Genomic DNA, 19384 nt, shown 5'->3' on the forward strand with positions numbered 1-19384 from the left:
CACAAAAGTAAGGTATATTGTTTGATTTAATTACTTTTGCGGGGCATGAATTTTAAGCAGCTATCGCAACATTTTACAAGAGAATTGAGTGGTTTGTATGACCATGAAGAGGCGGTTGCCGTCTTTGCTGTTGTGGCCAGGCAGGTATCTCGTTTTGACAGGGGCAAACTGTCGCTAAAGTCTTCGGAAAGTGTTCCTGAGCCTGATTTAGTGTTATACAACGGTATTCTGGCGGAACTAAAAACCGGAAAGCCTGTGCAATATGTGCTCGGGGAAACCCTATTTTACGGCTTGTCTTTTAAGGTAAATCCTGCGGTGCTGATCCCAAGGCCGGAAACTGAGGAACTGGTGGAATGGGTGCTTGAAAGTGTTGCTGCTGAAGCCATGTCTGGCCTTCAAATTCTTGATGTGGGCACGGGAAGCGGTTGTATTGCGGTTGTGCTCAAAAAACATTTGGATACAGCGGGAGTTTTTGCGCTGGATGTATCTAAAGATAGTCTCTCTATGGCGTCAGATAATGCCATTATTAATGAGGTAGTTATAAATTTTATAGAGGCTGATATTCGTGAATATTCGGGTAGGGAAACATTTGATGTTATTGTAAGTAATCCGCCGTACATTACAATGAATGAAAAGCGGGAGATGCATGAAAATGTACTGGCTCATGAGCCTCATCTGGCATTGTTTGTTTCTAATGAAGATCCGCTTGTTTTCTATAAGGCAATAGCGGATTTTGCATTATTGAATTTGAAACCTGATGGCTTTTTGTTTTTCGAGATCAATGAACATCTTGGTAAAGAGACAGTACAAATGCTGAAAGACAAATCGTTTTTTAACATAGAGTTAAGAAGGGATATGCAGGGAAAGGACAGGATGATCAAATGCAGATTAAAGGCCCGGGAATAGTTTGAATCTGTTGTCTTGGTTAGCTCCTGGGATGGTATTGTGTAACGACTGATCTTAGATAGTCCCTGTCGGTATGGGTATAGATTTCGGTGGTAATGATGCTCGAATGGCCCAGCATTTCCTGCACTGCTCTAAGATCGGCACCGCCCTCTATGAGATGGGTGGCAAAAGAGTGCCTGAATGTATGGGGACTGATGCTTTTTTTGATTCCTGCTTTAAGGGCCAGGGTTTTGATGAGTTTGAACACAGATATTCTGGACAAGCCTGTGCCGCCTGGATTGAGAAAGATATAATCTTCATAGCCACTCTTGACGGGAATATGGACTCTGACCTCGTTGAGATAAATCTGTATGAATTTAAGTGCAGTATTTCCTATGGGTATAAGCCGTTCTTTATCCCCTTTACCGGTAACCTTGATGAATTCATTTTCGGCATGCACATTTGATATCCTGAGGGTAATGAGTTCTGTGACGCGCAGTCCACAACCGTAGAGTGTTTCTAATATTGCCTTGTCTCTCATTCCGTTGCGTTTGGAAGCATCAATTGCTCCTATTAAGTCGTTGATCTCGTGTATGTTTAAAGTATCAGGCAATTTTCTGGAAAGTCTCGGCATCTCCAGAAGGTCGGTGGGGTTGATGTCGATGAGCTGCTCCAGCACAAGGAATTCAAAGAAAGATTTGAGTCCGGATATGATCCGTGCCTGGGAGGCTGCCTGCATTCCCAATTCATTGATCCAGGAGATGAAAAGCTTTAAATCATTTATGTTAATGTCCTTTATATTAGTTTGTTGATTTTTCAGATCGAAGAACTGCCAAAGCTTATCAATATCACTTAGATAGGCGTCAATGGAATTGTCTGCAAGGGACCGTTCCAGTCGCAGGTAAGCTCTGTAAGATTTTAAATAAGGGTTATTGATCACAAAAATTTTCTACTGTAAGTTTTTAGCTTTAAGTTTGAATTGATGAAGATACAAATTATTAACGGCCCAAATCTAAACCTTTTAGGTGTGCGTGAACCCGGTATTTATGGAAATACTGGTTTTGATGAGTACATTAAGCAGTTGCGTGACATCTACAGCATCCTGGAGATCGATTATTTTCAAAGTAATGTAGAAGGCGAGCTCATCAATAAATTGCATGAAGTTGGATTCAGTTATGACGGGATCGTGATCAATGCGGGTGGATATACGCATACCTCTGTGGCAATAGCCGATGCAATTGCAGCCATTAAAACTCCTGTTGTAGAGGTACATATATCAAATATCTATGCCCGGGAAGAATACAGGCATGTATCCCTTACCGGAAAGAACTGTAAAGGTGTGTTAACCGGTTTTGGTATGGACGGATACAGGCTTGCCATTGAAAGTCTGCTGAAAGGCTAGTTTCTTTTCAACTGACTAAAAAATCTGATTTTTCTAATGAAATAATCATAAACGATGCTGGATGGATATTGACCTGTGTGTTTTTGAAAGCTGATCTGTTTGCTGGTCCTTTTCTTTGCATTGGCGGTCAGCGTCTTTAGAAAATGAAAATGTGCCTTATTGACTGCAAATGCAAAGTCTGTCTTTCCCTGCAAAAGGAAGTGCAGCCATGCTATAAAGTCTATGCTCATGCGGATAAAGATCCTGAAATAGGCGTCGCTCAGGGGCAGGTTCTTCTGCAGAATAATGAGGTTGTTTCTAAAGTTCAGATAGGTTTTGTAGGGGTTGTTGGCATCTAAAGTGCCTCCGCCGACGTGGTAAACTTCGGCATCCGGGCAGTAAATTATTTTATATCCCAGATTCTTCAATCGCCAGCAAAGGTCGATTTCCTCCATATGGGCAAAGAAATCGGGATCCAGACCGCCAACCTCTTTCCATTGTTTGCTTTTTATGAACAGGGCCGCGCCGCTGGCCCAGAAGATCTCCACGGTATCATTATATTGTCCATGGTCTGATTCTACGGTGTCAAAAAGCCTTCCCCTGCAGAATGGATAACCATGCAGGTCCAGGAAACCGCCTGCTGCGCCTGCATATTCAAATTCTGTTTTCTTTTTCTGCCATTTGATCTTTGGCTGGGCCACTGCTATGGTCGGGTCGCTTTGCATCAGGTCAATGACCGGCTGGATCCAGTTTGGAGGAACTTCGACGTCTGAATTGAGCAGTATGTAGTAATCAGCCTCGACCTGTTCCAGTATTTTCCGGTATCCTTCTGCAAAGCCGTAGTTGTGGTCGTTTATGATCAGCCGGATTTGAGGGTAGTTGGTCTTCACAAACTCCACAGAATTGTCTGTAGAGGCGTTGTCTCCAACAATCAGTTGCAGATTGTTGTATTGTGATTCTATAACCCCGGGCAGGAATTTTTCAAGCAATGCTTGTCCGTTCCAGTTTAAAATTACTACTGCTACACTTGGTTCTGTCATTCTAAGTTCCGGGGTTTGTGTTTCCATCGCTTGTGGCTCCACAGCCAGTAAGGTGGATTATCGATAATTATTTTCTCCAGGCGCTCAAAAGTCGCCCTGGTGATCTCATATTCTTTGGTTTCAGCCGGTTTTTCTGAAACAAGGTAACAATCCACTTCATAATACCCTTTTTTGATCAGCTGCATATTGAAATAGATAACCGGTCTGTTGGTCTGTATGGCAATTTTTTCAACACCCAGTAAAACAGGGGTAGGCTGATTCAGGAAATCTATCCAATGATGGGCCTCGTCTTTTACAGGGGTTTGGTCCCCGGCAAAACAAAACATAGTAGTCTGATTTCTTGTGCTTGCAACCGCTCTCAGGGTTTGGCGCATGGGTATGAATACATTGCCTGATTTGGTACGGGTTTTATAAAACCAATCATCGAATGCAGTGTTGCTTAATGGTTTATAAATGACATAGGCTTTGGCTGGTATTTTAAGCCCAAGGGCCATCATTCCTAATTCCCAGTTTCCGTAGTGTCCTGTACAGGCTAAAATGCTTTCCCCGCGGTCGAAGTAATCTGTAATTAAGTGCAGATTGTTAAACTTCACCCTTTTTTCAAGTTCTTTGTCTGTAATGGAGCGGAGTTTTATGATCTCAAAGATCAGATTCGCCAGGTATTTAAAGAAAGTTTTTTCCAGTTTTATGAGTTCCTGCGGTGATTTGTCCGGAAAGGAATTGCGCAGGTTTTCCCGGACTACTTTTTTGCGGTAACCAAATATCCGGTATAGTATGAGGTATCCAAAAGTTGCAAACTGGTACAACGCGGAGAGGGGAAGCAGTGATAAAAAGTTTAAAAAAGATATTCCTATATAAGAAAAGCTTTTTTTTATCATTATTTTGGCGGATTGAGAATGCAAACATAATTTATCAGATGCAAACTTCAGCTATATTCCCGCTTTTTTATCTTCCGCCGGTTGGTTATTTTTCCCATTTAAAAGACTTCGAAGCTGATTTTCTGATAGAAAAGGAGGAGCATTTCGTAAAGCAGACTTATAGGAACAGGGCAGTGGTTTATTCTCCAAACGGCCCCCTGGATCTGATCGTACCTGTGCTAAAGGGTGCAAAAATACATACGAAGATGAAAGACGTGAAAATCAGCAATGATTTTGACTGGCAAAGATTGCATTGGAAAAGCCTCGAGAGTTGCTATCGCAATTCGGCATATTTCGAGTACTATGAGGATGAGTTTTTCCGCTTTTATGAACAAAAGTTTGATTTTCTGTTTGATTATAACCTGGAGATTATGCACTGGTTATTAAAACAACTGAAGAAGAATGTCGTACTGAAATTTACTGCTGAATATGTGGAAGAACAGGATGTCGCTCATGATTTTAGAAAGCGGATTCATTTCAAAAATCCACTTAATGTTTCTGAATTTAAACCTTATTTTCAGGTCTTTGATGACAGAAACGGGTTTATACCAAACTTAAGTATAGTGGACTTGTTGTTTAATCAGGGCCCTCAGTCGAAATTATACATTTGATTATGACCAAACAGCAAAAACGTAAGCAGAGGAAACATAAGCACTATTCATTGCCTGAAGCGGGTTCAAGCCCGGGATTGGTCTATATTGATCCAAATGCGCTCAAGCCGGTAATTAAGTTGTATAAGTACAGCTCAAATGTTTACGAAGTCCGGGAACTGGAGCACCTTGATAATATCCGGCAAATCATTGCGGATAAAAATTTTACTTTCTGGGTGGAGATCAAGGGTTTTAATTCTCCGGCATTGTTTGAAACGCTCCGCCAGGATATCGGCGTTAGTAAACTGGTACTGGAGGACATTACCAGGACTTATCACCGCCCTAAATTTGAGGAGTACGAGGGTTATGATTTTGCGGTGAGCAGGATGCTTCATTTTGATGAGAATGATGACCTGGATAATGTTCAGGTATCTTTTGTCTTGACAGACAATACATTGTTTACACTCCAGGAGGGCTATGAAGATTGCCTGGAACCGATTAGGAACCGGCTTAGGATAGGCAAGGGAAACATCCGGGTGGGAGGGAGCAGTTACCTGATGTATGCCCTGATGGATGTCATCATTGACCGTTATTTCCAGATCCTTGGCAAATGGGGTGAGGATCTCGATGTCATCGAAGACCGGCTTTTTGAAAAACCTGACCGCACGGTCATGTACGACACCCAGATGATTAAAAGAAACCTGATCGGAATAAGAAGGGTATTATGGCCGGAAAGGGACAAATTAAATGATATATTAAGAACAGATAGTCCGCGCATTACTGAACAAACCAAAATGTACATTAAGGATGCTTATGACCATTGCATCCAGATCATTGACATTGTGGAGTCTCTCAAGGAAATATCAGTCACCAATATGGATATGTACCTGTCTATTATTAGCAACAGAATGAATGAGGTGATGAAGGTACTGACCATCATGTCATCCATTTTTATTCCGCTGACATTTATTGCTGGTATTTATGGAATGAATTTTTCCAGGGAGGATCCTGTGACAGGTAAAGTATTGCCGTTAAACATGCCGGAACTGTACGAGGAACACGGCTATTTATATACTATGATCCTAATGGGGGTTATTGCTATTGTACAAATCATATTTTTCTGGCGCAAGGGATGGTTTAAATAGACCTGATTATTCTTACCTTAGCTTCGTGCAATCCTTCGAACTAGATAAAACCGATATATCTAAGATTAAAGTAGCCTTAAATGGCAATGATGAACAGCTGAAAGTTCTTCTGGAGGAGTATCATGCCTCAGAAATTGCCATACTTTTTGAGAGCCTAAATAAAGAGGATAAGCAAAGGATTATCAATCTGCTATCGGTTGAGATCGCTTCTGAGGTGATTTCTGAAATGCATGAGGAGTCGCATCCTGAGGAGTTACTGCTTCAGCTGCACCCGGATAAGCGGACGGAGATCGTCGAGGAGCTTGATTATGATGATGCTACAGACATTATCTCCCAGCTTGAAGAGCATGAACAGGCCGAGATTCTGGAGGACCTGAGTGAGGACGATGCTTCGAATATCCGTAATCTTTTAAGCTATCATGAGGAGACTGCGGGTGGTTTGATGAACACGGAGTTCATCAGGATCAATCTGAATCTTACCAAGAAAGATGCAATTGACGAGATCATCAGGCAGAGTGAAGAGATAGAAGAGTTTTACACAATTTTTGTAATCAATGATGACAATGTTTTTCAGGGAATTGTTTCTTTGAAGGATATCATTAAGGCAAAAGGAAATGTCAAGATAACCGAGCTGGTCAAGGCTGAAGTGGCATGGGTGTATCCGGATACGGATCAGGAGGAAGTGGCCAGGTTGATCTCTCAATACAACATCACCAGTATACCGGTGTTAGACAAGGACATGAAGTTATTGGGACGTGTTACTTTTGACGATGTCATTGATGTACTTGAAGATGAAAATACTGAGGATATCCTGAAAATATCCGGGGTTTCTGAAGACGAGGAATTGAGTGGTAACTGGGTTGAGGCTGTTAAGTCACGTTTGCCCTGGCTGATCCTGAATCTTGGCACTGCTTTTCTTGCTTCAGGTGTGGTAAGGCATTTTGCACCGACTATTGAACGAATTGCAGTCCTGTCCGCCTACATGACGATCATCGCTGGCATGGGTGGAAATGCGGCCACGCAAGCGCTTGCTGTAACGGTGAGAAGGATTTCTTTATATGACCTGACGGATAACCAGGCCTACAGAACGGTACTTAAAGAGTTTACGGTGGGCCTGATCAATGGTGCTGTGACGGGATTGATCGTATTTTTATTTGCTTTGTTTTTTGATGCTAACCCGATGCTCGGGTTGGTTATCTTCCTGGCTATGACCGGTAATCTGCTGATTGCAGGGGTTACTGGTGCCGGTATACCACTAGTATTAAAGCGGGTCGGAATTGATCCGGCCATTGCTTCTTCAATAATTATTACAACTTTTACGGATGTTTTCGGATTTTTGCTGCTGCTCGGACTTGCAAGCAAACTTTTACTTTAATTTTATTATTATATGCAACCCACAAAACACAATTGGACAAAAGAAGAAATATCAGAAATATATCACAGACCATTTTTAGATCTTGTTTATGAGGCTGCAACTGTTCACCGTGAGAATAAAGATTACGCGGAGGTACAGGTAAGTTCCCTCATCTCTATCAAGACTGGTGGTTGCGCAGAGGATTGTTCTTACTGTCCTCAGGCTGCTCGTTACCACACTGATCTTGAAGTCCAGCCGCTGATGCAGGTCAGTCAGGTGGTAAGTGCTGCTGTAAAGGCCAAAGAGGGTGGAGCCTCACGTTTGTGTATGGGAGCTGCCTGGCGTGAAGTCCGCGATAACCGGGACTTTGACCGTGTGATTGAGATGGTCAAGGCCGTGAATGATATGGATATGGAGGTTTGCTGTACCTTAGGTATGCTTACTGAAAATCAGGCGCAGCGTCTTGCAGATGCAGGCTTGTATGCGTATAATCACAACATTGATACTTCTGAAGACGACTATAAGCGCATCATTTCTACGCGCACTTATGATGACCGCCTGAATACCATTAAGAATGTCCGCAAAGCTAAACTTACGGTTTGCAGTGGCGGGATTATTGGATTGGGAGAGACGGAAGAGGACCGGGTTTCTATGTTACAAACACTGGCCAATATGGCTGTCCATCCCGAGTCGGTTCCTGTTAATGCACTGGTCCCGGTAAAGGGTACTCCACTGGAAAACCAACCGAGGGTTCCGATCTGGGATATGGTCAGAATGATCGCTACTGCGCGTATTATCATGCCTAACTCAGTGGTACGTTTGTCAGCTGGAAGAAATGAAATGAGTACACTTGAACAAGCTTTTTGCTTTATGGCAGGTGCGAGTTCAATTTTCGCCGGGGATAAATTGCTGACCACGCCAAATCCGGATTTTGTAGATGATATGGCCATGTTTGAGCTACTGGGGCTAAAGACGCGTGATGCTTTTAAAAACGGAAGGCCCGTAAATACCATTGCAAATAGGGCAGAAGCTTCGGTTTAAACTTATAATTAATCGTTAAAAGCCCCGTAACTTGTTTACCAATATTACGGGGCTTTTAGCGCTTTACAGGACGGGCCTTATAGGGCTGTAACTCTTGTGGAAATGTTTCCTTTTGTCGCTTTTGAATATGGACAAGTCCTGTGCGCTTTATCTGCGATGCTTTGAGCTTCTTCAATTGTTATACCGGGAATATGAACGTCAAGTTCGGCAGACAGCACATATGAATTTCCGTCCTGGTTAAAGGAAACATGCACCTCTACAGTAGCCTCCGAAGTATCTACACCTTCATGCTGTGCAATAGTGCCTAACGCTCCCAGATAGCAAGCACCCCAGGCAGCAGCAAATAGCTGTTCAGGGTTTGTCGCGCCGCCCTGACCGCCCAGTTCTTTCGGCTTTCTGAGATCAAACTCTATTATCCCATCACTTGATTTAATATGTCCATCGCGGCCGCCTTTAGCGGTCACCGATGCCGTATACAGTTTTTCCATAGTCATTTTTCTTGTTGTAATAAAGGAGAACAACCGTCTTGGCTTAAAGTTTTACACTTTAATTTTTTCCGATAATTTATAAATATCGTATGCAACTTTTTGTATGAGGTCAAATTGTTCCGCTACGACTACTTCTGAAGTTTGAATATTTGGGTTATCATTGATATTTCTCCGGATCAGCGGAACGTTATGAATATGACCTGTGTTGTTTCGAAGCGTATCACCTGCGAGTTTCAAAAGATAAACTGTATTTTGTGCCACAGGCTTTAATTCTTCATAGTTCGAAACTTTAAACGAATGTTCCTTATTGTACAAAAACAAAGTGGCTATATAAGAAGACAATAAATGACTTAGCGAGGTAAACTGATGCAGCTCTTTCATGAGCAGCTGTTTACTTTTTGGCTCAGAAAACATCCGCTGAAAGAGAGAAGCGAGATTGGCCGAAGTAACATATACTTCTTTTCTGGCTACTTTATAACTGGTAAGATCACTTATGCTTTGCGCATAAAACAAACTTACTTGTTCAAAATACTTCATATTTGCATTTAAATTATCTATTAAAGCCTCTTTAAGCTTTTCATGTTCCCAATTGGGGAATAGAGAATAACTGGCAAAAAGTGCTATTCCTGAACCTATCAATGTGTCATAGATACGTTCCCGGGCAATTGACAGACCGCCCATGCCCAAAAACTCGAAAAGAATAAGGATGTAGGGTGTCATGAACAACACACTCACCACATAATTTTTACGCTGAAAGCTATAGCATCCGATCATGCAGATTAGTAATATAACAAATAATGTATTTTTATCATGAACATATACAAGTACTCCCATTCCAGCAAATGCACCGATTACCGTTCCGATCAACCGTTGATAGTTACGTTCTTTAGCAAGACTAAAACCAGGTTTGGAGATCACCAGAATAGTTAATAAAATCCAATAACTGTGTGAGAAATTGAGTGTTTTAGCTACCACAAAGCCAATAAGCATAACTATAGCTACTCTGAGAGAATGCCTGAATGTGGAAGAATTGAAGGTGAGGTTTTCTACCAGCAATCCCGGATCAATACTTTGCCTGGTTATAAATTTCTCAATGTCTACATGCCTTGGTTTGAGATTCTTTTTTTCACTTTTATTAAAGTATCCGTTGATGGTTTTAATCCTTGTGAGGATATTTTCAATGTTTACCTCGATGTTTTTGAGTGCTATAATTCCCAGCGTGTTGTATTTTCCATCTTTATTGTCAATCTCTAATTGTATGATTTCAGTCTTGAGTTTTGCCACATCATCAATTAAAGAGGAGGGAAGGCTGGGGGTTCCACCGGTTTTTAGTGAAAATGCTATGTCATCAAGTTCATCGGCAATTTTTATAATAACTGACTCGTAATGAGATAAGATCCCCGATGGGTCAAATTGTTCATGAAGTTGTTTATAGTTATAATAAGTTGACATGACCTGTTCAAAAAGATCAACCATATCAACGAAAACCAACAATAAAAATCTACCTTCCGGTGTTGATTCTCTGACAACTTCTCTGGTTTTAAACAGAACTTCCCTCACCGCATCTTGTTTTTCATGTACTAAAACCTGCAACCTTAGTAGTTCGGCGTAGTTCTTCTCATAGTCTGTATTTTGTCGGTAAAATTTAGCTTTTGCCCTCAGAAAATCGCTAATTTCATGAACTGAATCACTTAGTGTCTGCTGAGCAAGTCTATAAGGACGTAATCGGTAAAACAAATAACTTAACATTGTATACCAGATACTTCCAATAAAAATCAATAATGAATAAAGAAGAACTTCGTTCCAGGGCCTGATATCATCAATACTCAAAACCATGACAAGTAAAGACGCTGTTCCAATAGATGCCGCTCTGAGCCCGTATAGAATAAACATGGAAAAAATAAAGCTGCATATAACCAGTACAATAGCAGTAAAATAGATACTGCTATTTGTAAGTCCAACCAGAATTGATATCAATGTAATTAAGCCTGTGGTAATTAGCATTGCGTTTCGGCGATGAACAATTGGCCCGGGAGAATCTACAACACTTACACATAACGCGCCTAAGGAAAGCGTCATGCCATATTGAAGCATTCCGTATTGTGCAAGAATTAAAGATGGACAAAGAACTCCAAAAGTTATTCTTAAGCCATCCGCAAAGTATGTACTCAATAAAAAATCGTGTATATTTCTAATCGGACGATTAAGCATAACTTTGTTATGACATCAAAATATGAAAAGTTCAATTATAAACCCAATTTTTGTTTAAATATGAGCCATAAGTAAGTTAATAATTATAATTAATATTATGTTAACTAATAGCTTTACCTACTCTTCATCTGCTGCTTCAATTTGTTTGTAAGACCATTGGAGGTTTAAAACTCTTCCAGTTTGGATTTAAGCTCCTGCACCTTATCCAGCCTATTTTTACGGGTATAAATATCTATAAGTAACTGAACTGTTGATTTATCGTTCTGATTGATCTCATGCGCTTGCAATAATGCGATTTCAGCTCTGTTGATAAAAGAAATAAATTTTTGACTTTTGTCCTGTCCGGAAGATTTAAGTGCCGTATTTGCTGAACCTACATACGCCAGGCCCATTTGATACAGTGCGTCAAAATAGTTTTCATCTATGGACAGAGCTTTATTATAAGCTAGCTCAGCGGTACTGTAGTTTGAATTGTTCTGATGTAAATACCCATATAAGAAATACAGCAGTTTGTTTTTAGAGTCAACTTTTAATGTGTTTTCTATTATCTTAATAGCCGTTTCATATTTCTCATTGTCAAGCAAGAGATTTATATAACTATTTGTAAGATTAGCATCATAAGGGTTTAGTTTTATGCCATCCTCCAATGTCTTTATAGCCAGCTCATTTTCAAATTTTGAAACATAGATATTGGATAGATTTTGAAATAATACCGGGTTTTTTACTCCGTTATCCTTAGCTCTTTTGAAATAGACTAATGCATTATCATATGCTTGCACGTTTTGCGCAGCCAGTGCCGTGTTAATGGCTAAAACTGTGTCTTTTGGAAAGAAATCACTGACATCTTTTAGCAGTTTATAAGCGTTAGCGAAATCATTGTTATTAAAAGCTGTGTTAGCTTTATTTTGTTTTCGGATGTTCACATTGTAAATAGCAGCATCAATCAAACGGGAATTGGCTTGAAATTTATCTAATCGCCTTGCCGAATCAATCGCATCAATAGCTAACGTATAATATTTATCAGCATTACCTTCATCAGCATCAATTATTGAAATATACGAACTTAAATAAGCTTTTATTGCCCATGTTTCCGGCCACTTCTTTGTTTTTCTGTCGCTTTGAGCAGCTTCACTTGCCTTAATACCCTCCCCCAGTATTCCGAGTTGTTTTGCGGGTTCCGCTTTGGCGTTGATTGCCACATGCAGTTTACCAATGCTATTTCTCGCAATTTGAACCTGGCTTCTTTGGGAGAATGCCAGATTAGAAGTCATCAGCACTAATAGTGTGATATTTAGAAATGATATCTTACTCATAATACAAATTTAAAAAAAAGGAGGGATAAAATACCCCTCCTTTTTAGTTCTATAATACAAATGCTATTTAGGCAACGCATCCAACTGTTTCTGAACGGCAGCTTCATTCACTTTGTCGTTCTTGAAATTATAAATTGACCTTAATTTATCCAGCGCATAACCGCTTTTTTTATCCAGCTCGGCTGCGGCCTTATAATAAGGTATTGCCTGATCCAAAATACCTTTCATTTTTGTACCCAGGTCGTCAAATTCCTTTTTCTTTTTTACATCAACCTTGGTTTTATTGGCTTCAAGCTCAGTCGCCAATTCATTTCTGGCATCCTGAAAGTCATTTGCTTGTTTGAAAAAGATATCCCCCATTGCGATTTGATAATCCGGATTATCAGGATTCTTTTCAATGAGCTTCTTAATCATCTCCTGAGACTTGGTAGCATCACCTTTTTTTAACCAGTAATTGGTCTCCATGCCAAGGAGGTCGTTATCATTCGGGTATTTTGCTGATGCCTCCTGAATTATGGCAATTGCTGTTGTACTGTCTTTCACTTCAGACAAATAGATGTTAATCAAGTCCTTATAAAGCAGTGCGGCGTCCGGATAGTTCAAAGCAATTGCCGCTTTGTAATTTCTAGCTACTTCAGGATAATTCTTTAATTGTTTTGCCATAAGGGCTGCATTTACGAACATATTTGTATCCTTCGGATTCCTGGCTGTATATTCATTAAAAGATTCCAGCGCTGTTGCAAAATCTTTTTTCTTATAGGCAAAAACTCCTCTATTTCTCACCGCATCTTCAATAAATCCACTCGCATCTTCCAGGAACTTTTTTTCCTCCTCTTTAGGATTTAGGGATTTAGCTTTAGTGATCGCTTCCTCTGCTATCTTTTGTTTAGCTTTAGAGTTGGCTAAATCCAGGGAATCAATCTGAGCGGTTCTTGATGCAAACAAAGCTCTGTATGTCCAGGCTTCGGCCGATTTTGATGTTTTTTCATCAGCAATAGCCTTATCGGTGTGAGCCAGACCGTCATTCAGCATCTTTAGGCTTTCAGGAAGTGTTTTCGTCCCACTATTGGAAATAAGGATCCAGGCATTTTTAGCTGCATTAACTTCACTTTTCTGCGCATTTGCAAGTGATGCAACACCTACAAACAATATACTTAAAAGTATCTTTTTCATTTTATCAGTTATTTGTTCAACAATTATATTTGATCTTCTTTTGAATCCTCATCAGGAGTTACATCTCCAGCTTCATCAGTAATCGGGCCATTTTCCTCTATCGCCTCTCCTTCAACTTCAACTTCTTCATCCTCATGCTGGATTTTAGCCACAGATGCGATTTCATCATTCCCTTTCAAATTGATCAGCTTCACACCTTGTGTTGCCCTGCCCATTACTCTTAATTCACTTACAACAATCCTGATTACAATTCCTGAGCGATTTATAATCATCAGATCATCAGCATCAGTAACGGCTTTAATAGCTACTAAATTACCAGTTTTTTCAGTAATATTTATGGTTTTAACTCCTTTTCCACCCCTGTTGGTAACCCGATAATCGTCAATATCTGTACGTTTTCCATATCCCTTTTCGGAAACTACAAGTACAGTAGTTTCAGGATCATCAACAGCAATCATGCCAACTACTTCATCAATCTCATTTGCAAGGGTAACTCCGCGTACACCTGTTGCCGTTCTGCCCATCGGCCTTACCGTTGATTCATTAAAACGGATCGCCCGCCCTGACCTCAATGCCATAACGATTTCACTTGATCCCGTTGTCAGACTCGCTTCAAGCAATTGGTCACCTTCGTTGATATTAATTGCATTTATACCATTCACGCGCGGCCTTGAATAGGCCTCCAGAGAAGTTTTCTTAATAGTACCTTTTTTGGTACACATAATGATGTAATTGTTCTCCAGGTATTCCTGATCTTTAAGGTTTTTAACCTTAATAAATGCTTTAATCTTTTCTTCTTTAGGAATATTGATAATATTTTGTATTGCTCTCCCTTTGCTCAACCGCGTTCCTTCAGGAATTTCGTAAACCCTTAGCCAAAAGCATCGGCCTGTTTCCGTGAAGAACAACATATAATTGTGATTTGAAGCAATCAGCAAATGCTCAATAAAATCTTCATTTCTTGAATCACTGCCTTTTGAACCCTTTCCTCCCCTTCCTTGTGTACGGTACTCTGTCGCGGCAGTACGTTTAATATAACCTTCATGGGAAATTGTGATGACAACATCTTCGTCCTCGATAAAATCTTCCATGCTCATGTCACCTGCAGCATGTACAATTTGAGTTCTGCGTTCGTCACCGTATTTTTCCATCATTTCTGTAAGCTCATCCTTGATGATCTGCATACGCAGGCTTTCATCATCCAAAATAGACTGCAAGAATTCAATGGTTTTCATCAGTTCATTGTACTCATCTTTGATCTTGTCTCGCTCCAGACCTGTTAACCTTCTTAGGGTCATATCCAGAATTGCCCTGGCCTGAATATCTGAAAGACCAAATTGCTCCATCAAACCTGTTCTTGCATCATCAGGAGTCTCAGATGCACGAATCAGTTTAATCACCTCATCCAGGTGATCCAAGGCAATAAGCAAACCTTCGAGGATGTGTGCACGCTTTTTCGCTTCAGCTAATTCAAATTTAGTACGGCGGATAACCACCTCATGCCTGTGCTCCACGAAATAACGTATCAGATCCTTCAGGTTCAACATCTGAGGTCTGCCGTTAACAAGCGCTATATTATTTACACTGAATGATGTTTGTAAAGCAGTTTGCTTAAATAAGTTATTCAACACGATTGAAGCATTCGCATCGCGCTTGATCTCATAAACGATCCTGATCCCGTCCTTATTAGACTCATCCTTTATGTTGGATATGCCTTCAATTTTTTTCTCACCGACTAGCTCAGCAGTACGCTCAATCATCATCGCTTTATTTACCTGGTAAGGTATTTCGGTGACAATAATAGTTTCACGGTCTTTTGTGGTTTCAATCTCTGCTTTGGCACGCATCACAATACGCCCACGGCCAGTTTCAAATGCCTCCTGTACACCAGCGTAACCGTAGATGATGGCCCCGGTCGGAAAATCAGGTGCCTTGATGTGCTTCATCAGGTCAGCGATCGTTATTTCATTGTCGTCAATGTAGGCGATGGTCGCATTAATGACTTCTGTAATATTGTGAGGAGGCATATTGGTAGCCATACCCACTGCAATACCAGAAGAACCATTGATCAGGAGGTTAGGTACTTTTGACGGAAGAACAGTCGGTTCCTGAAGGGAATCATCAAAATTCAGCTGAAAATCAACAGTGTCTTTATTGATATCAGCAAGCATATCCTCGGCAATTTTTTGAAAACGCGCCTCTGTATAACGCATCGCCGCGGGAGAGTCTCCATCAATCGACCCGAAGTTTCCCTGGCCTTCAACCATCAGGTACCTAAGGCTCCACTCCTGTGCCATCCGAACCATAGTATTGTATACTGACGCATCTCCGTGCGGGTGATATTTACCCAATACCTCACCCACAATACGGGCTGATTTTTTATATGGTTTATTGTTTGTTAATCCCAGATCGAGCATGCCATACAGCACACGTCTGTGTACCGGTTTTAATCCATCACGCACATCAGGCAAGGCCCTGGATACGATAACAGACATCGAATAATCGATATATGCGGATTTCATTTGCTCGTCAATATCAATCCTGATTATTTTGTCGTTTTCTTGATTTTCTAAATCTTCTGCCATAAAATATTAATGTTCCTTAAGAACGATTTAAATGTGGTATTCTTATAACCTTGCGAATCTAATAAAAAATGCACCATTAAGGTGCATTGTGGAAAAATTTTACCGCATAAATTAACTGCATATCAGGCCCATTCTATCCCCTTTTTGAGCTTGCTTAAAGTGTAAGATTCCGGACTGTCAGGCAGGGTCTGATGGTTGTACACCCATTTAGCCAAAGGCGGCAAACTCATTAAAATTGATTCAATCCTGCCATTTGTCTCCAGACCGAATTTCGTCCCTGCATCATAAACCAGGTTAAATTCCGCATACCTGCTTCTGCGGAGATACTGCCACTCCTGCTCTTTTTCTGTAAACTCTTTATCACGGTTCCTGTCTATTAGTTCCGAATATGCAGGAATAAAAGTATTTCCTACCGCAACTGAAAAATCGAGAAGCCGGTCAAACGACAAACCAGAATTTTCAGGTTTCAGACGGTCATAAAAAATGCCGCCAACTCCCCTTGTTTCTTCCCGGTGCCTGATATAAAAATAATCATCAGCCTGTGCCTTAAATTTAGGGTAAAACGAGGGGTCAAATTCATCACAGGTCTGCTTCAGCAAATGATGAAAATAGCGGACATCAGTATCAATGATGTAATGCGGTGTCAGATCAATTCCACCTCCAAACCATCGGGTTTGGTCGTCCATTTCGAAATACCTGATGTTCATGTGGATGATGGGTACCAATGGGTTAGCCGGATGCATCACTATCGAAACCCCGGTCGCAAAGAAATCGTCACTTTCTACGTTAAATGCTTTTTTTACCGCCTCAGGTAATTTTCCATGAACTGCTGAGAAATTAACGCCACCCTTCTCAATCACATCTCCATGCTGCATGATCCGGGTTCTGCCGCCACCGCCACCTTCCCGGTTCCATAACTCCTCTTCAAAAACAGCTTTACCATCAGCCAACTCCAGCTCCTGACAGATTTCATCCTGAATTTTCTGGTATGCCTCAACTACTTTATCTCTAAACACCATCTTCTGTTAAAATAAGCTCAAAGGTAACCTTAAAAAAAAGCCATCATTCGTTATAATTTCAGAAAGTACAATCCTTTGACACTACTCTTCGATGAAATTCAGGTCACGACCATACGTTTCATCCAGGTTGTACAATGCAATATAGGCCATTCCGACTGTGAGTACAGCTATCATCAGCGCTGCATTGATAATCCCTACTTCGCCAAGCAGGAATTGAAATAAAAGGGTAACCAGGATCAATGAACCTCTGACCATATTTGGCACGCTGGTGGTAACCGTCGCCCGCAGATTAGTACCAAATTGCTCAGCAGCAATAGTGACAAATACGACCCAGTAGCCCGTAAATAAACCAAAGAAAATACAAAGAACATAGAATCCGAAAGCTGTCCAGCCAGTATTTAGCAGATAAACAAGCATGGTACAGAAGGTAAGTGTCACAAAAATAAATACAATTTTTTTTCGGGTTCTAAATAGCTGGCTTAAAGCCCCGCTGAGAAAGTCCCCCAGAGAAATCCCAATGTAAGTGAACATTACACCCTTACCATTATCTAAAACATCTTTAGCATGCAATGCCTTTCCAAATTCGGGGGCTATGCCAACCAGGATACCAACTACAAACCATAGCGGAACAGCGATTAATATGCAGTTCAGATACTTGAAAAACCGTTTCTTATCAGAGAAAAGCATGAGAAAATTACCCTTAGAAACATCCTTCTTGGCCATATTTTCGAACATGCCCGATTCAAATACCCCAAATCGAAGCAATAAGAGTATAATACCAAGCCCTCCGCCAACAAAAAATGCAGTTCTCCATTCAAAAAGATCACCAACTATATAAGCAGCTACAGCACCCATCAGACCAATCCCCGCGACCAGCATGGTCCCATATCCTCTTTTCTCTTTGCTCATACTTTCACTAACCAGCGTAATACCCGCCCCGAGTTCACCTGCTAATCCTATACCCGCAATAAACCTCAAAGCTGCATACATTGGGATACTGGTCACAAACCCGTTTGCGATGTTTGCAATAGAATACATGATGATAGATCCAAACAACACAGACAGCCGTCCTTTTTTATCACCGACAATCCCCCAGAATATCCCCCCGATGAGCAGTCCAGCCATTTGCCAGTTCATTAAGCTTAATCCCGTCTCCGTTATTTTATCTGCCGGGATACCTAACGCACTTAAGCTTTTATTCTTGATGATCAGAAATAACAGCAGGTCGTATATGTCTACAAAATAGCCGAGTGCGGCTACAAGAATCAAAAGGAAAACACTCCCTTTTTGTTTATTGTTGTTCATACTATGTTTATTTGGACGCTGAAAGTACAAACAAAATCACTGATGAAAAAACATTTCCTAAAAAAACATAAGGGGCAAAATACAAAAGTACCATGCCCCTAATGCTGCTCGTTATACCCTGCTATTGAGGGGGTCTTTGGGTGGTATCAGGCGGTGTTTTAGTAGTGTCAGGTGGCATAGTACGGGTAGTATCCGCAGGCGGTGTTGTCATGGTCGTATCAGTTCCGGTACTATCCGTCGTTCCCGAGACGCTCTTCGTGGAGTTGCATGCTGATGCGGCAATCATTATTGAACCCGCGAAAGCAAGACTTAAAATTGACTTTTTCATAGGAGTAGATTCTTATTTTTTTAATGATAATATTTAGAGTTATGAACAAGCATACCCAATAAAAGTTTTAAAAATGACACGGAAAGTTTCATTGTTCGATAAACTTTCTGATCTTTAAGCATCATGGTTGTATCAGAAAAAACCCTAAAATGGGTGTTGTGTTTATATCCTCCCTTATTATTTCAGCGTATTTGGATCAGGAAGTTTCACAAGGAATTCCGGGGTGTAGACGTAAAGATCATCAAAAGCCTTTTCAATAAAAATTACAACGGATCAATATTTGGCGGAAGCATCTATGCGGCAACAGACCCCTTCTATGCCATATTATTCGATCAATTGCTGCAGCGTCGCGGGTTTAAAGTCCGAGTATGGCTTAAAAGTGCATCCATCCAATACCTAAAACCTGGGCGGAGTCATCTTTACTTTACAATAACCATTTCAGATGAGATGCTGAATGAGGCAATAACCGCACTAAATACCGTGGGGAAGTTCGTGAAAGCCTACCCAATGGAAGTGACCACCGCCACCGGAGAACTTTGTGCTACAATATCCAACGAAGTATACATTCGTAATTTACATCAGGGAGAAGAACCACGTATAGCCTATTAA

The 19384-nt window shown here is 40.8% G+C and carries 17 protein-coding genes; 7 read left to right on the forward strand and 10 right to left on the reverse strand.

Translation table 11 applies throughout. The annotated features are described in order from the left end of the window. Positions 1-45 precede the first annotated feature (45 nt). Positions 46-906 (forward strand): peptide chain release factor N(5)-glutamine methyltransferase, encoded by an 861-nt coding sequence (prmC, locus tag QEP08_RS12000; protein WP_285058296.1) that lies wholly within the window; start codon positions 46-48, stop codon positions 904-906. 19 nt (positions 907-925) lie between these two features. On the opposite strand, the gene xerD is transcribed toward prmC, so the two are convergent. After that, the gene (gene xerD / locus QEP08_RS12005) at positions 926-1825 is read right to left on the reverse strand and encodes a site-specific tyrosine recombinase XerD (RefSeq protein ID WP_285058298.1); all 900 of its coding nucleotides are present in this window, start codon (positions 1823-1825) and stop codon (positions 926-928) included. Between the two features lie 42 nt (positions 1826-1867). Between xerD and aroQ the strand changes: the two genes are divergently transcribed. Further along, positions 1868-2287 carry a type II 3-dehydroquinate dehydratase gene (gene aroQ, locus QEP08_RS12010; protein WP_285058299.1) on the forward strand — a complete coding sequence of 140 codons (420 nt, stop codon included), beginning with the start codon at positions 1868-1870 and terminating at the stop codon, positions 2285-2287. On the opposite strand, the gene QEP08_RS12015 is transcribed toward aroQ, so the two are convergent. Next, positions 2284-3306: a glycosyltransferase family 2 protein gene (locus tag QEP08_RS12015; protein ID WP_285058301.1), complete on the reverse strand. Its 1023-nt coding sequence runs from the start codon at positions 3304-3306 to the stop codon at positions 2284-2286. The two genes, aroQ and QEP08_RS12015, sit on opposite strands and share 4 nt — an antisense overlap. Continuing rightward, a complete protein-coding gene (locus QEP08_RS12020; RefSeq protein ID WP_285058302.1) occupies positions 3303-4184 on the reverse strand; it encodes a lysophospholipid acyltransferase family protein in 882 nt (293 codons plus the stop codon). Before QEP08_RS12020 ends, QEP08_RS12015 begins: the two co-directional genes overlap by 4 nt. Before the next feature lie 38 nt (positions 4185-4222). Between QEP08_RS12020 and QEP08_RS12025 the strand changes: the two genes are divergently transcribed. From QEP08_RS12025 to bioB, 4 genes are read left to right on the forward strand one after another with little or no spacing between them, the layout of a single operon-like run. Further along, positions 4223-4834 (forward strand): WbqC family protein, encoded by a 612-nt coding sequence (locus QEP08_RS12025; RefSeq protein WP_285058304.1) that lies wholly within the window; start codon positions 4223-4225, stop codon positions 4832-4834. A 2-nt stretch (positions 4835-4836) separates the two neighbouring features. Then, positions 4837-5958 carry a magnesium/cobalt transporter CorA gene (gene corA / locus QEP08_RS12030; RefSeq protein ID WP_285058306.1) on the forward strand — a complete coding sequence of 374 codons (1122 nt, stop codon included), beginning with the start codon at positions 4837-4839 and terminating at the stop codon, positions 5956-5958. Positions 5959-5983: 25 nt separating this feature from the next. After that, positions 5984-7333 carry a magnesium transporter gene (gene mgtE / locus QEP08_RS12035; RefSeq protein WP_285058308.1) on the forward strand — a complete coding sequence of 450 codons (1350 nt, stop codon included), beginning with the start codon at positions 5984-5986 and terminating at the stop codon, positions 7331-7333. Positions 7334-7345: 12 nt separating this feature from the next. Then, positions 7346-8353 (forward strand): biotin synthase BioB, encoded by a 1008-nt coding sequence (gene bioB, locus QEP08_RS12040; RefSeq protein WP_285058309.1) that lies wholly within the window; start codon positions 7346-7348, stop codon positions 8351-8353. 77 nt (positions 8354-8430) lie between these two features. Here the strand turns inward: bioB and QEP08_RS12045 are convergent, their stop codons facing one another. The 7 genes from QEP08_RS12045 to QEP08_RS12075 form a co-directional block, all read right to left on the reverse strand. Beyond that, complete coding sequence (locus QEP08_RS12045; protein WP_285058311.1) at positions 8431-8841, reverse strand: organic hydroperoxide resistance protein; 411 nt, start codon at positions 8839-8841, stop codon at positions 8431-8433. A gap of 51 nt (positions 8842-8892) precedes the next feature. Continuing rightward, positions 8893-11013, reverse strand: a complete 2121-nt coding sequence (locus QEP08_RS12050; protein WP_285058312.1) for an FUSC family protein — start codon at positions 11011-11013, stop codon at positions 8893-8895. Positions 11014-11216: 203 nt separating this feature from the next. Continuing rightward, positions 11217-12365, reverse strand: a complete 1149-nt coding sequence (locus tag QEP08_RS12055; RefSeq protein WP_285058313.1) for a tetratricopeptide repeat protein — start codon at positions 12363-12365, stop codon at positions 11217-11219. A 63-nt stretch (positions 12366-12428) separates the two neighbouring features. Continuing rightward, on the reverse strand, positions 12429-13538 hold the full coding sequence (locus tag QEP08_RS12060; RefSeq protein ID WP_285058314.1) for a tetratricopeptide repeat protein: 1110 nt from the start codon (positions 13536-13538) through the stop codon (positions 12429-12431). A 23-nt stretch (positions 13539-13561) separates the two neighbouring features. Beyond that, on the reverse strand, positions 13562-16123 hold the full coding sequence (gyrA, locus tag QEP08_RS12065; RefSeq protein ID WP_285058315.1) for a DNA gyrase subunit A: 2562 nt from the start codon (positions 16121-16123) through the stop codon (positions 13562-13564). Positions 16124-16245: 122 nt separating this feature from the next. Beyond that, complete coding sequence (gene hemF, locus QEP08_RS12070) at positions 16246-17142, reverse strand: oxygen-dependent coproporphyrinogen oxidase (protein WP_285058316.1); 897 nt, start codon at positions 17140-17142, stop codon at positions 16246-16248. Between the two features lie 81 nt (positions 17143-17223). Beyond that, positions 17224-18447, reverse strand: a complete 1224-nt coding sequence (locus QEP08_RS12075; protein ID WP_285058318.1) for an MFS transporter — start codon at positions 18445-18447, stop codon at positions 17224-17226. A 451-nt stretch (positions 18448-18898) separates the two neighbouring features. On the opposite strand from QEP08_RS12075, the gene QEP08_RS12080 reads away from it, so the two are divergent. Further along, the gene (locus tag QEP08_RS12080; protein WP_285058319.1) at positions 18899-19384 is read left to right on the forward strand and encodes a DUF4442 domain-containing protein; all 486 of its coding nucleotides are present in this window, start codon (positions 18899-18901) and stop codon (positions 19382-19384) included.

Source organism: Pedobacter ginsengisoli (genome assembly GCF_030244015.1).
Taxonomy (GTDB): Bacteria; Bacteroidota; Bacteroidia; order Sphingobacteriales; family Sphingobacteriaceae; genus Pedobacter; species Pedobacter ginsengisoli.